Source organism: Chelativorans xinjiangensis (genome assembly GCF_009812055.1).
In the GTDB taxonomy this organism is placed as follows: Bacteria; Pseudomonadota; Alphaproteobacteria; order Rhizobiales; family Rhizobiaceae; genus Chelativorans; species Chelativorans xinjiangense.
In genome coordinates this window covers 1-14,179 of record NZ_WQNH01000080.1, presented here as the reverse complement: position 1 = coordinate 14,179, position 14,179 = coordinate 1, and the positions used below count along the sequence as shown (strand labels likewise).

The following is a 14,179-nucleotide window of genomic DNA, read 5'->3' as shown; positions in this document are numbered from 1 at the left end:
GTGCCGCAAAAACACCATGGATTGAGCCGCCAAACGACCTTGAACACTCGCAAAAACAGCGGTTTATGGATGCGCACTAGTCTAGGGCGTGCTCCCGGCGGAGCCGGCTCGTTGCCATCCGGCAGGCGGCAAGGAGGTAACATGCCTCGGCCTCATTCGAAACAGAGCGCCAGGCTGTGTTTGCGTCCGTCCAGCGGCACACGCACACACGCCCCGAAACATTGCAAAGCCTCGCTGTCCATAACAGCGGACCAGCTACCCAAACCGGATTGCTTCGAATTGTCTACGCGGATGTCGTAGTGCGTTCTATCCACCCGAACGGTGGCTTCAAATCCCGGCCAGGTAGATGGGATACAGGGGGCGACAATGAGAAACGCTCCTTCACGCCGGATCCCCAGAATGCCCTCGATGCCGGAACGATACATCCAGGCGGCGGAGCCGGTATACCAGGTCCATCCGCCTCGGCCGACATGCGGCGCGACGGAATAGACGTCCGCGGCAACGACATAGGGTTCGACCTTGTAGCGCTCGATTTCCTCGGGCGTGAGCGCGTGGTTGATCGGGTTGAGCAGCGCAAACAAGTCGTGCGCCTTGTCGCCGGCACCCGATTTCGCAAAGGCCAGAATCGCCCACATGGCCGCATGGCTGTACTGGCCTCCATTCTCGCGCAGGCCAGGCGGATAGCCTTTGATGTAGCCGGGGTCGTACGGCGTCTTGTCGAAGGGCGGCGTGAACAATAGTGCCATGCCGTCTTCACGGCGGATGAGATGCTTTTCCAGCGATGCCATCGCCGTTGCGGCCCGCGCCGGGTCGGCTGCACCTGACAGGACGGCCCAGGACTGGGCGATGGAATCGATCCGGCATTCCTCGCTGTCCTTCGAGCCGAGCCAGGTGCCGTCGTCGAAGGTCGCGCGGCGATACCATTCGCCGTCCCATGCATGCTTCTCGATCCCCTTGCGCACCGAGGCCGCGTGAGCGCGCCAAAGCACGGCGCGGCCTGCGTCGCGGCTTTTCGCCAAGGGGGCGAACAGCTCGATCGTGCGTATGAGTAACCAGGCGAGCCAGACGCTCTCGCCCTTACCGCCTTCGCCGACACGGTTCATGCCGTCATTCCAGTCGCCCGTGCCGATGAGAGGCAGGCCGAGCTCGCCGGTGAGTTCTAGGCACTGGTCGAGGCCGCGCGCGCAGTGCTCGAACAGCGAGGCGGATTCAGCCGCTACGGTCGGGTGGAAGAAGGAGTCGTGCTCGCCGGGGCTGAGTGCCCGCCCGTCGAGGAACGGGATGCTCTCGTCCAGGACTGCGGCATCACCCGTCGCATCCACGTAGGTCGCCGCCGCGAATGCAAGCCAGACGCGGTCGTCCGAAATCCGCGTGCGGACGCCGTGCCCCGACTGCGGCTGCCACCAATGCTGGACATCGCCCTCGACGAACTGCCGGCCGGCCGCACGCAGGAGATGGCTTCGCGTCTCCTCGGGCTTCGCGAGGGTCAAGGCGATCCCGTCCTGAAGCTGGTCGCGAAAACCATAGGCGCCGCTCGCCTGATAGAAGGCCGAGCGCGCCCAGATGCGGCAGGCGAGCGTCTGGTACAGGAGCCAGCCATTGAGCATGATGTCCATGGTGCGGTCCGGAGTCTTGACCTGGACCGCCTGCAAAAGGCCGGCCCAGTGGTCCGTCACCTCCTGGAGAACGGCATCGAGATCGGCCGCGCGATAACGCGCAAGCAGCGCCCGCACCTCTGCCTGCGAGCCACACTGCCCGAGAAACGAGACGATCTCCACCGTCTCTCCCGCGCCGATCTCGATGGTCTGTTGCAGGGCCGCGCAAGGGTCGAGGCCGGCGCCGGTGGTCCCCGACAGCGGCATGTGGCCGGTGAGCGCGAGAGGCGCCGACGGATTGCCGTAGCGGCCAAGGAATTCGGCCCGGTCGGCCGTCCACGCGGTCTGCCGCCCGCCAAGATCGGCAAAGGCGACGCGGCCGGAGGAATTGATGCTCCAGGGATTGCGCGCCAGCATCGCGCCGGTCGCCTCATCGATCTGCGTCACCAGGAATGGTGCGGTGCCGCTGCGCGAGGTGCCGAGCACTAGCTCCGCATAGCTCGTGACAGACAGACGGCGCGGCCGGTCGGATAGGTTGCGAACGGTCAGGCGCGATATCTTGATGGGGTCGGACAGAGGCACGTATTGCAGGAGATCGAGCCCTATGCCGTTCGCCTCGTGCTCGAAACGGCTGTAGCCGAAACCGTGGCGCGAGACATAGGTGCCGCTGTCGCGGATCGGCTGCGCGGTCGGGCTCCACAGATCGAGGGTCTCTTCGTCGCGGATGTAGATCATCTCGCCGCTCGGATCGACCACGGGATCGTTCGACCATGGCGTGAGCTGGTTCTCGCGGCTGTTTTCCGCCCAGGTGTAGCCGCTTCCCTCCGCCGAAACTTGGAAGCCGAAACCGGGATTGGCGATCACATTGATCCATGGCGCGGGCGTGACGGCGCCGCGGTCGAGGATCGTCACATATTCCCGTCCGTCCTTGTCGAAGCCGCCGAGTCCATTGAAGAATTCGAGCGACGGCGCGTGCGGCGCAGAAGGCTCGGAGAGCTGCCGCACAGGCCTTTGCAAGGGGGAGGCCGAGGGGCGATCGACGGATGGATTTGGCAAGCGGTCCAGTTGCTCGGCTATCGATCCAAGATGTGCCGAAGATGCGACACGAGCAATGGAACGGAGCCGGTCGCGTGCCTCGGCACTCATCAAATCCGCGCGAAGCGTAAAGACGGAGCCTTGCGCCAACTCCGCGCCAAAGCGCGGCCGCGACTGGCTGCTGCGCACGGCGGTCTCAATGGCGATTTGCAGGTCCTGCGTATAGGAGGATGCGCGTTCGTTGACGATCACCAGGTCGACGGCGAGGCTTTTCATGCGCCAATATTCGTGAGCGCGCAGCAACTGGCGGACCTGGGCCATGTCTTCGGGATCGTCTATGCCCATCAGGACGATCGGCAGGTCGCCGGAAATGGCGAGATGCCACAGGCCGGATTGCGAGCCGGCACCGCGGACAATCTTGTCGGACGGCGCCCTGTAGCGCGGGTCGGCGTAGAGGATGGGCGCCGCCAGGCGCTGAAAGTCCGCGGCCTCTCCGGCATCGACATCAAGATGGCGAAGCTGGACCTGCCCCTGGGTCCACGCCAGCGTCCTGGCGCGTTCGAACGCGCTGCGATCGTGGTGTTTGTCGATCATGTCCATGAGCTCGGCGCGCGACGATGCGACGACGGTCCAGTAGGTGATACGCGCGACCTTTCCGGGCGCGATCCTCACGCGCTGGCGCAGCGAGAAAATGGGGTCGAGTACCGTCCCAACGGTATTCGAGAGCGAGCCTCCTTCCGCGATGGCGGCCGCGGTGCCTATCGAGCGGCCGCGCCCGACGAAACGGGCCCGATCGGTCTCGTACTGCGGATCGGAGACGATCTCGCCTTCGACGACGGCGAGATGGGCAGCCCAGACCTGCGGTTCGGCGTGCGAGCGCAGGCGCCGCGTTGCGATGAGCGCGCCGTATTCGGCAAGATGTTCAGTCTGCACGAACATCTTGGAGAATGCCGGATGCGCCGTGTCGGCGGCAGGCGGCGCCAGGACGATCTCGGCGTAGGACGTGACCTCGATCTCGCGCGGCCGCCGCCCGCCGTTGCTCAAGGACAGGCGCCGAACCTCGCAATCGTCTTCGCCGGAGACCAGAACGTCCATCGTGGTCGTCAGGTTGCCATCGCGGCGGATGAACTGAGCGCGATCCTCATCGAAGATGACTTCGCGATTCTCCCCCTTGATGCCGAGGGGCTGGGCGCCGGCGGACCAGACCTCGCCGTTTTGGACATCTCGCAGGAAGACGAAAGAGCCCCAATCGTCGCGGGTGGCATCCTCGCGCCAGCGCGTGACAGCAATGTCGCGCCAACGGCTGTAACCCGCCCCCGCGGCGGTGAGCATCACCGCATAGCGGCCGTTCGACAGTAACTGGGTGACAGGAGGGCCCGCAATGGTGGCGGTAACGCGGCGCGAGGTGGGGATTTCCGTATCCGCCGTAGCCGGGGAAACCTTTACCTCTTCGGCCTTCGGATGGCCGGTCGCAACATTGCGGGGCATGCGTTCCTGCAACAGGAGCTCGCAGGCCTGGATCATCGGCTCGCGATGAAAACGGGCGCGCATCTCACCATCGTGCAGCGTGTTGGCGATGGCAACGATGGTCATGCCCTGATGGTGAGCCATGGACGTGCGTACGATGGCGACATTCTCCCTCTCGGGAAGCCGGGAGCGGGTGAAATCCAGCGCTTCGAAGAATCCATAGCGGCCGCTGGCGCCCATTTGCGCGAGGCGGCCGTAGTTTTCTCGCGCGCCTTGGGGATCGACCATCGTCGCAAGCCCCGTCGCGTAGGGCGCGATCACCGCATTCTCTGAAAGACCGCGCTTCAGGCCGAGACCCGGAACCCCGAAATTGGAGTACTGATAGGTCAGCTCCATGTCGCGCGCATTGTAGGCGGACTCGGAGATCCCCCAGGGAGTACCGAGCGACCAAGCGTAAGCCTGTTGGCGCTCCACCACGAGACGGTTTGTCTGCTCAAGCAGGCTGCCGGCGGGAGCGCGCATGACGAGCGAGGGCATCAGATACTCGAACATGGAGCCGGACCAGGAGATCAGCGCCGACCCGTTCCCCAGAGGTGTGGCGGCGCGTCCCAGGCGGAACCAGTGCCGTGTCTCGACATCACCCTTGGCAATGGCGAAGAGGCTTGCAAGCCGGGCTTCCGAAGCGAGCAGATCGTAACAGCTAGGGTCGAGGCTATCGTCGTGGAGGGAATAGCCGATCGACAACAGTTTGCGTTCCGGATCGAGAAGGAAGGCGAAGTCCATCGCCAGCGCCATCTCGCGCGCATCCGCCGCAAGCGCTTGCAATCGGTCTTTGAGAACGGGGTCTGTGGACCGGTCACGCGCGTGTTCGGCCACGGTCTTCTTGAAGGACTCGATCCAGAAGACGAGATCCGGGGCGCTGTCGTCGATATCCGTCGGAACTATATCGCGCGCTGTGGCGGCAGCTTTGTCAGCCAGGCGCGTCAGTACGGGAGACAACGCGTCGAGCGTCTGCGAACCGTTCAACAGGGCTTCGATGTCATCAATCATCAGAGAGAGTTGGGCTTCGCGATGGTTCCCGGACAGGACATCGAGCGCTTGACGTGCAAGGCGGATACTGTCCGTCATGCCGAGCCGGGCACTTGACGCAATGCCATCGTTCACCCACGCCTCGCATGCGTTGGCGAGCACGATCAGATGTCCGGCGAGGTTTCCGCTGTCGACCGACGAGATGTAGGCGGGTTCGAGGACACGCAGGTCCTGCGTCGCATACCAGTTGAAGAAGTGGCCATTGTGCCGTGCGAGCTTTCGCATGGTTCCCAGCGTGGCTTCCAGCCGCTCCACCGTCTCGATCGTACCGGCCCAGCCGAAGTCGCGGGCGGCAACCGTGGAGATGAGATAGAGCCCGACATTCGTGGGCGACGTCCTGTACGCAACGACGGGCTTCGGATCCTCCTGGAAATTGTCCGGGGGCAGCATGTTGTCTTCGGGCGTCACGAAGGTCTCGAAGAAGCGCCAGGTGCGACGCGCGATGAGGCGCAGTTCGGTCGCATCCGGATCGGAAACCGCAAGGCGCGGTCCGGCCTTCGGCGACCGGCTCGCCCATAAGGCGAGCGCCGGCGCGGTCAGCCACAACAAGGCAAAGGGCAGGACGAGCGGCAAGGATGAATGCGATAGGGTAACGGCGCCCACAGCCAAGACAAGCCCAAACAGCGTGCCGGGGGCCATGCGGCGATAGAAACCGGCGAAGTTCAGGCGCGGGCTTCCCTTGGATTGCGCGGCCGTGGTCCATTCCAGCAGATGGCGGTGGGATCCGAAGATTCGCGCCAGAGTTCTGACGATGGCATCGCCCATTCGCCACGCTTGGTCGGGCAGGAAAACGATGGAAAGGATGCTCTGAACGGCTGCAAGGCGCAGGTCTGCGGCAAGCGTTGCGAAGTGATTGCGCAAGCGAATGCCGGCCCGGTGCGGTACGAGGGTGAAGAAGATCGGCAGGAATGCCGGGATCGCGACGGCGGCAAGAAGAAGCGAAGTTCCCGTCACCGCGGCCGGAAGCGGCATCAGCCATGTGAGCCCCAGAGCCAGGAGCGTGAACGGCGCCAACAGCGACCGCCTCAGATTGTCCAGCATCTTTCCACGCCCGACGGAGGGAATCGCAAGGTGTCCGCTGCGTAGCCCCGTCACCCAGGGAAGAAGCTGCCAGTCGCCACGCGTCCAGCGATGCTGGCGTTTGGCGGCGACGTCGTATCGGGATGGGAATTCCTCGATCACCTCGACATCGGAAGCGAGACCAGCGCGGGCGAACACGCCTTCGAAGAGATCGTGGCTGAGCATGGTGTTCTCCGGCACGCGGCCAGCCAGCGACGCCTCGAAGGCGTCGACATCGTAGATGCCCTTGCCGGTATAGGTGCCTTCGCCGAAGAGATCCTGATACACGTCCGACGCGGCAGACGCGTAGGGATCGATGCCACCAGGGGCAGAGAAAACGCGCTGATAGAAGGATCCCTCCCGGCCGACCGGAAGCGAGGGCGTGACGCGCGGCTGGAGAATGCCGTAGCCGTCGACGACACGTTGCTCGGCATCGCTGAAGCGCGGCCGGTTGAGCGGATGCGCCATCTTGCCGATCAGACGGTGCGCGGCATCGCGCGGCAGCCGCGTGTCGGCGTCCAACGTGATGACGTAGCGCACATCGGCTGGCACCTGCGGCGGCCTCCCGCCTATGGGCATGAAGGTGGTGTCGTTGGCGCCGCGCAGAAGCCGGTTGAGTTCGTGCAGTTTTCCGCGCTTGCGTTCCCACCCCATCCATTTGCCTTCGCCCGCGTTGAAGACGCGGCGCCGATGCAAGAGGAGGAAGCGGCTTCCGCCAGGAGCGGATTCGTGACGCCGGTTCAATCGGGCGATCGCCTCGACGGCACTATCGAGCAGCCGAGCATCCTCCTCCGTGAACTCCTGATCCGCATCGACCCCATCCGTGAGAAGCGCGAAGACGAGGTCGCCGCCGACGCCGGAAAGGTGATGAACCTCAAGTCGTTCCACCTGCTCCAGAAGGTCGGCTTCACTGGTAAGGAGCGTCGGCACCGCAACGAGCGTCCGCATGGATTCCGGGACGCCTTGCTTTAGCGCGAGACCGGGCAAAATGGTCGCGCCGAAACTCCAGGTCATCGCACGGTTGACGAGGGCGGCCGCGACCTCGCTCGCGGGGAAAAATGAGATCAAAGCGAACAGCACGAGCCAGCCGATATCGAGGCCGGAGCGCGAAAGCGCCCATAGCGCGACAGCCAGCAACATTGCCGTGACAAGCAGGATCGATCCGATATAGCCGCCAATGCCGAGGCGCGTGTTGAAGCGGCTGATCCGCAGCCGTGGGGGTGGCCGGAACCGGATCGCCCGCTCAAGTGCCGCGCGGCCTTGAGCGATCAGGTGGTAGCCCGGCTCGCCGGCGCGCTCCGCGCCGGCTGCATCGTCGGCTACAACCGCCGCTTGGCATGCAGCATCGAGCGCGTGGTCCACAATCGCGAGTTCAGAGAATGAGGAGCCACGGGCCAATTGCTCTATCGCGTTCCTGTAAAGGTCTCGCGTCGGGAAATCCATGCTGGCAAAGGCGCTTCTCGCCTGCAGCCGCTCGTCGACCAAGCTCACGCTCTCGAACAGCTCGGCCCAGTCGATATCGGAAATCAGCCGCATGCTGGTGACGATGTTGCGCACGGTGACGTTGGAGGCGCCCTGTCTCTGCTGGGCGTGCTGCACTACGGTGTCGACAGATGCGCCCTGCAGCGCGAGACGCTCCTCCAGCCATCCGAGCGCGGGCGTCGTTGTTGGGTCCTGGTTCCTCAATTGCTTGGCCAATTGCGCGGCGAAGTCCTCGGACAACGGTCCCGGTGAGCGGGAGGTGATATCCGTTTCAAGCGCAGTCCTGCCGCAGTCGGATATGAGAAGCCGCTCGGCCAGTGCCGCCGCATCCGCGCGCGCCGCGCGCCCTGCGGTCATCTGATCGGCCAGCCGGCGCAGGTTCTCGATGAGGACAATTCGCAGTGTGATCGCTACCGCCCACAGCTCCCCGATCGTCAGGGGATGGACCCGCTGATAGGCGACGAGAAACCGCCGCAGCTTCTCCCGCTCGAAGAGGCTGTCCGTATGCGCGACAAAGGCCCAGGCAAGCCCGAGAACCCTCGGATAGCCCGCAAGCGGTCCTTCGCTCAGTTTCGGCAATTGGCGATAATAGCCGGGAGGCAGGTCATCCCTGATCTCGCGGATCTGCTCCTCGACCAGGTGATAATTGTCCAGCAGCCATTCCGCGGCGGGAACAATGCCTCTGCCGCTCTCCAGCTCCGTTGCACTCGCCCGATAGGCGGCGAGCAAAACAGCGGCGTTGTCGTTGAGCCTCGTGTGCAGGGACAGAACGGCCGGCGGCCTGTCGGTTACCGGCTGCGCGGCAGCGAGGCTTTCCGCATGCTGCTCGAGCCGCTCCACGCTGAAAAGCTCTTCCCTCACCGGCGCCCCGTCATTCCAGGGCAGTGTCGAAGAGCGAAGCCCGAGGAGGCGATGGATCGAGTTCAATGAGTGCCTTTCCAGCCGATGCGACTGCGTCAGAATCGGCGCATTTCTTGAGGACCCTTCACGCAGGGCCAGGATCGGACGGCACGCGGATCGATGATCCCGCGCCGCCGATTATAGGGCATTCAGTGCCGCCACTCGGATTGCAGCGGCAGGTCGCCGGCGACATCCATATGGGCAGAGTCGTTGGCTGGCGGCAGTTGCTTTTCAGAAAAGCGGAGGCTGAGGAACCTCCCGTCATCGGTCAGAAGATGGATATCCTCGCGACCGAATACCTGTCGTAGAGCGTCCGGAGGCATGCGGATTTCGCCGCTGCCGGTCACCTCACCGGGTTTCCTCAGGAATCCGTCAAAATCGTAATCTGCGCGGGCGGGTGTTTCATCCTTGCATTTCAAGACACCAGTCCCGCGAGTTCCGCCAAGATACTGCATGAGCGATTTCCTTTTTAAGAGATTTTGCTAGACGAGCACATCTGCGTCCAAAGCTGTTGCCAGTTCCTCCGGGTCGACTTCGACGACCTGATGCCGGTCGTTTTGGACGGAAATCGCCGAAATGTGCAGCATCGTAGCCGTGCGCCGGTAGGCGAGAAAGGAAAGACCGAATATCTCCTCCTCGTCGACTACCAGACGATAGGTTCCCGCAGGCTGTCGAGCGTCAAAGGCGCTCAGCATGAAGGGCTGCCTGAACGTGACCTCCATCGGGGCGGGCCGGAGCACCGGCTTATTGGATGTCCGCTGCCGTCAACACATATACAGTCCCGCGGGCGCTCCCGTAAATTTCGCGCACGACATCGTGGATCATGGCGCGCGCTGCACCGAACATGTCATCATGGCCGATGAAGCGAACGCGCTGCTCAGCTTCGTCGTAGCTGCGGCTTCTATTGGGGAAAGTAAGTGTCATGATCGAATACCTCATTGGGAAAGGACGGAGAATTCTCGGTTCGTGGCCCTACAACTCTCCGCATTTGATGGGTGGACGACGGGCGCCACCCTCGTTCTCCCAGACGCTGATCTGGAGAACGTCTTGATCCGCCTTGGTGTGGTTGCCGGGCCCGGCTGCCGCGCGATAACGCGCCCCTGATCGTACGGAATCGTAACGACGTCAGGCTCCTGCGGCATGGAGAGTGAGCACAACGGCGGAGCTGCCAATCCAATCGTCGCTTCGGCGCGGGGCATGTTGCAGCCGACACGGTCGCCCTTTGCGCGAGCGCTGTCGCTTTGAGACGCCGGATCTCAGGGAGTGTACTTGCCGAGTGTAGGAGGCCACGTCCTTATGTAGTCTCTTTGGCAGTCGAATAACAGGAGTGCGGCCGCAAAAGAACGTGCGGTCCAGAGCTTTGCGAACTTCTGCAACGGGGCCGAATACTGCCCCGTCCGCTATCGGGATGAAGTTACCAATTAGCGGCCGTTCAGCTGACGACCAAGACGGTCACTTGGTGGGCGGGGGATTTTCTCGGACATTGATGGCCGGATGACGATCACCCTGAATCGACCGGAAGTTCCCGTTGAGGTTATCGAATGGATGGTGGCCTACGGTCCATTTGCTGCCAAGCAAATGGTGCTGTCAGCTAACCACCTTGCAGCCCGCTAGCCGGAGCCAGCTGGGGCCCATCACGCCATGTACGCACAGGTCGTACTTAGGAAGCAACTGGGCTGTTCTTATCGCGACTCGCGAGGAACGAGCCGGGCGTGGAAGATGCGGCCATCGGTTGTGAAGTGGGTTCCCACCGGCTCGCCTGCTTCGATATAGCGTTCCTCCGTGATGGAGCCGGAGCTACGAAGCGCGGCCACGATATGCTCGCGCTCGGAATCCGCATCGCGGTCCACCCTATGCGAAATCTGCCATGTCATGGATTGCAGGCCGAAACCGGTATCGGTCGTGCCAGCGCCGACCCAGATATGCGATTGCGACGGATCGATGCGCAGTCTCCGCGTCCAGTATGCAAGATCGCCGACTCCGAATTCGGGGTCGATGTTTGCCGCCCAGAAGCGGATGTGATGCCTCTTCCTCGGGCTGTCGCCGACATCTTCCTGGAAGCCGATGTCCTGCCTGCGGCCGAACAGGTAGAGCGCGCTGAACGGGGCGGTGGGATAGGAACGATCGAGAACGAAGCTGACCGCCATTCTCGCGGCAGAGCGAAGTGTCAGTCTATCCGCAACGTACCAGCCTACAGCCGCAAATGCCGAGCGGAGCTGCTCCTGCGAGCCGATCAGGACGACATTGACGGGATCTGCGGGAAGGCCGTCCGCTGCGCGTGTGACTCTCGGGATACGGTTGCGGCGGAGAACCGCCACGCTCGCATGGATGATGAGCGGCAGGACCACATAGGCCGCGAGGACGTAGGTAAGCAGCAATGCAGCGAAGACAGGAACCCGCTGGTCGATCCGTTCGAAGATCTGGGTGACGATGAACCACAGCGTCGCTGAGGCGATCAGGAAGATGAGGACGCGTTGTATCCATCGGGCGAGGAGAGTCATGAGCGCATCATAAGCGCCAAAGCCTCGCCAGTGGTAGCCAGCGGGGCACATCGGCCCCGCCGCCTTTCTGTCACTGGCGTCGGACAGAAGCGTGCAGCATTCCTGCCGTCATGCGGCAAGGGCCATCGCATCGGCGCCTGCGGCCTGGCGCAAGGGGCAGTCCGGTTCGGTCACTGCCCGCCAAATGGCTGCAACGACGTCCTCCGGCTCGGTGACTTCTACGTTTGCCGCTGCCGCGAGAGTGGCAAACACGTGATCGGCAAAGGGCCGATAAGCTTCGGGAACACCGCCCGCCTCTGCCATCTTGCCGCGTGCGTTGGCCCCGAAACGGGTCCCCGGGGCCCGTCCGGGCAGGACCAGCCGCGTGCGAATGCCGAAGGGCTCGAGCTCCAGCGCGAGACATTCGGTGAAGGCATTCACCGCAGCCTTGCTGGCCGTGTAGATCGGTAGCAGCGGCAGCGCCTTCAGCGTCGTGCTGGAGGAAACGTTGACGATGGTCCCCGCTCCGCGCGCCCGGAACTGCGGCAGCACGGCGCGGGTCATCTCGAACGTGCCGAAAGTGTTGGTCTCGAAGATTTCGCGGATCGTCTCTTCCGGCGTGCCCTCCAGCGGACCCATCCAGCCGATGCCCGCATTGTTCACGAGGGCGTCGATCGGACCGGCCGCCTCGACCGCGCGGCCGATCGCATCGCGCTCGGTCACATCGAGTTGCAGGATGCGCAGCCGGTCGGAAGCGGGCAAGAGGTCCTCGCGCGGGCTGCGCATCGTGGCGACGACCGACCAGCCCCGGTCGATGAAGTGGCGCGCGGTCTCCAGCCCGAAGCCGGAGGAACATCCGGTGATCATCACGGTATTCATGATCGTGTCTCCTTTTCTTGGATGCCTCGGCATATCGACCTTACAGCGCGGATTTTCTATAATCGTATGTCTGCGATTGTTTATCGAAAGTCCGAAATGTCAGATCCGCTCTCCGAGGTGATCGCCCTTTTGCGCCCGCAGGCGCCCTTTTCGAAGCTGGCGGAGGCTTCCGGCGCCTGGCGCGTGCGGCGAACCGAGGTGGGACAGGTCTACTACTGCCTGCTCATTGCCGGTCGGGCGCGTCTCGAGGTGGACGGCAAGCCGCCGATGGACCTTTGTCAGGGCGATTTCGTGCTGGTGCCGGCGGTGCAGGGCTTTTCCATGTCGAGCATCGATCCCGCGCCGCCACCCGGGCTGGAAAGCCGCCCTTTGATCCGTCCGGATAAAACAGTGCGGATCGGGCCGGAGGATGCCCCTGTCGAGGTGCAGCAGCTCATCGGGTATTGCAGCTTCGGCGCTCCGGATGCGGAGCTTCTGGTGCCGCTGCTTCCCGATATGGCCGTGGTGCGGGGCGAACAGCGTCTTGGCGATCTGGCGCAGCTGGTGCGGGACGAAGCGTTGGCGGATCGCCCGGCCCGCGACGTGATTCTGGAACATCTGCTGCAGGTGCTGCTTATCGAAGCTCTGCGGTCTTCGACAGAGACAGGTGCGACGCCAGGCCTACTGCGCGGCCTGGCGGACGACCGGTTGACCGGCCCGCTGCGCGCCATCCACGCGGCGCCGGACCGCGCATGGAGCGTCGCCGAACTGGCGCGCGAGGCGGGGCTGTCCCGCTCGGCCTTCTTCACGCGGTTCAACCGGGTGGTGGGCATGGCGCCGATGGAGTACCTGCAAAGCTGGAGGATGACGCTGGCCAAGCACATGCTTAGGTCGCGGCAGCACAGCATCGCGGAGATTGCGGCGAAGATCGGATATGGCTCGACGAGCGCCTTCAGCTCGGCGTTCTCGCGGCGCATGGGAGCGCCGCCAGCGCAGTACGCCCGCGGTGCATGAAGCTGCGAAATAGGTGTTTATAGCTGTGCCAGTTTGGGCCGGGAGTTGGCGGTCGGCTTTTGGTGCGGGCTCATCAGAAAGCAGCCGTTCCGTTCACGATCCCGTTGCGGACAGGCTCTTTGACATCATTTGGCAAGTGGATCGTGACTGGATGCCGACCCTGCGAACATTGTACGATGAGCAAGAGGCGAAGGGTAAAGTCGTGACTCAGCTGAATTCGCTCGATGAGCTTAACGCATTCGGTCAGTCTGATTAGCGACAGCTTTCCACCACTACAGATGATATTCCAAGTTGGACGGTGGTGCCGCCATCTGGATCTGGGCAAAGGTTTATTGGTCATCATGGATGCGATAGGGAGGCAGGATGTCATCCATATCCGAGGACAATGCCAAGCAGTACGGTGACAGTGGCAAGCTCGCTGCGCGGGCGCGTCTCCATAAGGAATATACGGTCGCCGAGATCGGCTGGTTTGCTTGGGTAGCGCAACAGTTGCCTCTCAAGTCTGGCGATCGCGTCCTCGATATCGGTTGTGGTCCCGGCTGGTTCTGGGCCGCGACGACGCGCCTCTTGCTGGAAGGACTTGACCTAACGCTCGCCGATCTGTCGCCAGGCATGGCCGACGAGGCTATGAAGCGTTGTCAGTCACTGCCCTTCGGCTCGGTTCGGGGCCGGCAAGCCGATGCCGCGGCACTTCCGTTTGACGATGGCTCCTTCGACATCGTCATTGGGATGCACATGCTTTACCATCTGCCTGATCCGGCCGTTGGAATCGCCGAAATGTATCGTGTGCTGAAGCCGGGAGGTTTTCTGGCGGTTACGACCAACGGCGTCGGCAACCTGCGCAACCTGTATGCGCTTACGACGGTATTCGGCAGTGCCCCAGTCGATCCAGCCGGGGTAGCCTTCGGATACGACACCGCCGATCAACTGATGCGTTCGCAGATTGGCAATGTGATGTTTGCGCAGCACCCCGCACGTCTTCGGATTACCGATCCGGAAGATGTGTTCTTGGCGCTCACATCTTACCCGCCCGGTGATGAGGCCAGCGAGGCACAGCTCATCGAGTTCCGGGAGGCGATTGCCAATGCCTTTGAGAAAGGGAACGGTGTGCTCGTGGCCTGCCCCTATGAGGTGGTCCAGTTTCAGTCTTAATGCATGATCGGCTTTCCGGCCATTGCCTGTGCAGATGGTGGTGCCGAT

8 protein-coding genes are annotated in these 14,179 nt (G+C 63.2%); 2 read left to right on the top strand and 6 right to left on the bottom strand.

Annotated elements, in window-relative coordinates; translation table 11 throughout:
* Nucleotides 1-152 precede the first annotated feature (152 nt).
* The 6 genes from GM910_RS25770 to GM910_RS25745 all read right to left on the bottom strand — a co-directional run bounded on the left by GM910_RS25770 (nt 153) and on the right by GM910_RS25745 (nt 11,986).
* Nucleotides 153-8,654 carry a GH36-type glycosyl hydrolase domain-containing protein gene (locus tag GM910_RS25770; protein ID WP_159593570.1) on the bottom strand — a complete coding sequence of 2,834 codons (8,502 nt, stop codon included), beginning with the start codon at nt 8,652-8,654 and terminating at the stop codon, nt 153-155.
* A gap of 122 nt (nt 8,655-8,776) precedes the next feature.
* Nucleotides 8,777-9,082: a hypothetical protein gene (locus tag GM910_RS25765; protein ID WP_159593568.1), complete on the bottom strand. Its 306-nt coding sequence runs from the start codon at nt 9,080-9,082 to the stop codon at nt 8,777-8,779.
* A 27-nt stretch (nt 9,083-9,109) separates the two neighbouring features.
* A complete protein-coding gene (locus GM910_RS25760) occupies nt 9,110-9,322 on the bottom strand; it encodes a hypothetical protein (protein ID WP_343033014.1) in 213 nt (70 codons plus the stop codon).
* 49 nt (nt 9,323-9,371) lie between these two features.
* The gene (locus tag GM910_RS25755) at nt 9,372-9,551 is read right to left on the bottom strand and encodes a DUF1488 family protein (RefSeq protein WP_159593564.1); all 180 of its coding nucleotides are present in this window, start codon (nt 9,549-9,551) and stop codon (nt 9,372-9,374) included.
* A 758-nt stretch (nt 9,552-10,309) separates the two neighbouring features.
* Nucleotides 10,310-11,128, bottom strand: coding sequence for an LssY C-terminal domain-containing protein (locus GM910_RS25750; protein WP_159593562.1), 819 nt, complete (start codon nt 11,126-11,128; stop codon nt 10,310-10,312).
* Nucleotides 11,129-11,236: 108 nt separating this feature from the next.
* The gene (locus tag GM910_RS25745) at nt 11,237-11,986 is read right to left on the bottom strand and encodes an SDR family oxidoreductase (RefSeq protein ID WP_159593560.1); all 750 of its coding nucleotides are present in this window, start codon (nt 11,984-11,986) and stop codon (nt 11,237-11,239) included.
* A gap of 96 nt (nt 11,987-12,082) precedes the next feature.
* On the opposite strand from GM910_RS25745, the gene GM910_RS25740 reads away from it, so the two are divergent.
* A complete protein-coding gene (locus tag GM910_RS25740) occupies nt 12,083-12,979 on the top strand; it encodes an AraC family transcriptional regulator (RefSeq protein WP_159593558.1) in 897 nt (298 codons plus the stop codon).
* 363 nt (nt 12,980-13,342) lie between these two features.
* Complete coding sequence (locus GM910_RS25735) at nt 13,343-14,131, top strand: class I SAM-dependent methyltransferase (protein ID WP_159593556.1); 789 nt, start codon at nt 13,343-13,345, stop codon at nt 14,129-14,131.
* Nucleotides 14,132-14,179 lie beyond the last annotated feature (48 nt).

Bases quoted from the DNA above. Each gene is read 5' to 3' on its own strand.
- GM910_RS25735 (WP_159593556.1), top strand. From the start codon at position 13,343: ATGTCATCCATATCCGAGGACAATGCCAAGCAGTACGGTGACAGTGGC.
- GM910_RS25755 (WP_159593564.1), bottom strand. From the start codon at position 9,551: ATGACACTTACTTTCCCCAATAGAAGCCGCAGCTACGACGAAGCTGAG.
- GM910_RS25740 (WP_159593558.1), top strand. From the start codon at position 12,083: ATGTCAGATCCGCTCTCCGAGGTGATCGCCCTTTTGCGCCCGCAGGCG.
- GM910_RS25745 (WP_159593560.1), bottom strand. From the start codon at position 11,986: ATGAATACCGTGATGATCACCGGATGTTCCTCCGGCTTCGGGCTGGAG.
- GM910_RS25750 (WP_159593562.1), bottom strand. From the start codon at position 11,128: ATGACTCTCCTCGCCCGATGGATACAACGCGTCCTCATCTTCCTGATC.
- GM910_RS25765 (WP_159593568.1), bottom strand. From the start codon at position 9,082: ATGCAGTATCTTGGCGGAACTCGCGGGACTGGTGTCTTGAAATGCAAG.
- GM910_RS25760 (WP_343033014.1), bottom strand. From the start codon at position 9,322: ATGCTGAGCGCCTTTGACGCTCGACAGCCTGCGGGAACCTATCGTCTG.